General features: G+C 49.3%; 1 protein-coding gene. It reads right to left on the bottom strand.

The genetic code is table 11. The annotated features are described in order from the left end of the window. Positions 1-573: 573 nt before the first annotated feature. Positions 574-1209, bottom strand: a 636-nt coding sequence (locus IE099_RS20515; protein ID WP_229809625.1) for a hypothetical protein, incomplete at its 5' end; no start/stop codon positions are given.

The following is a 1209-nucleotide window of genomic DNA, read 5'->3' as shown; positions in this document are numbered from 1 at the left end:
TCCGACCGACTCAGCGCACTTTCACTGGTTCTATCACGTTCCCTCCTCCAGTCAATCTCCGACTCGCCAGCGCGGTCGGATTTGTGGTGCTGCGCATTGTTCGCTGCTAAAATATAGCAATATCCGAGCTCTTCGAAGACCGCCGAAACTTCTATGACGGGAAGCCCTCGTTCGAGCCTCGTCAGTAAAACCATCCCTGTCGCCTGAGGAACAAAGCCTTGTCACCGGACGTCGTCAAAACTTCGTGACGACAACAATAACCTGCCCACATTCCCTCACCTGCCTGGCCAATCTCACCTCATCGTTGACCTCGAAACCAACGTCGATCCAATCAAACCATCTGGAACAAATCCGAGGAGCCAACTTGGAGTTCACCTCGATAAATCCAACGTTCCACTGTCTCGTCAAAGCTGAAAAAATCGTCCTAATAATACGATTCTAAGCGAACGTTCTAGCCCTGCCAAACCGACCGTTCAGCTAGCCTTCACTAGTTCTACAGCCCACAAATATGCTGTCAATTGCCAACTCGCCAGCGCGGTCGGGTTTGGCAGCGGCGCATTGTTCGACACCGGTTCAGTCCGATGCCTCCAAAGCCTCAAGTTCGGCACGTAGCGCCTTGTTTCCTTCGGACACCTCTAGGAGAAGTATCTTGATCTGTTCGACGTAACTTTTCGCATCTGTAAATGCAAAACCAGGATCTGTTGCCGCTACGGCGTCTAAGAATTCCTTGTTTCGTTGAACCTCCTTCTCGACCTTCTCTGCAAATTCACGATCAGCGTTCTGTAAAATCTCCAGCAATTCATACCTTTCTTGCTCAATACGAATTGCCTCTGCATGATTTGACTCAATTGCAGTAAGCCTAGATCTAGCTTCGACAATTAATTCGTCTTCAAGAATGCGAAATTCAGACCTAAGCTGCTTAAGCTCATTTCTCAGCTCTGCAAGCTCAGCGTCCTTCTCTCGTAGATCAAGAGCAGTAATTTGTTCGTCAAATTGGGCGGATTCAGTAATCGCTTTGGACCCTGAAGCTTCTCGTTCGCAACTATTAGAGCATACCAATAGGGAGGATACAGAGAGCATCAGGAAAATCCTCATTTTTAGTCGAACGTTCCAGCACACCCAATCCGACCGACTCAGCGCACTTTCACTGGTTCTATCACGTTCCCTCCTCCAGTCAATCTCCGACTCGCCAGCGCGGTCGGATTTGTG

It is taken from the genome of Roseibacillus persicicus, from assembly GCF_014651675.1.
Taxonomy (GTDB): domain Bacteria; phylum Verrucomicrobiota; class Verrucomicrobiia; order Verrucomicrobiales; family Akkermansiaceae; genus Roseibacillus; species Roseibacillus persicicus.
This window is presented reverse-complemented; position numbering and strand designations above follow the sequence as displayed.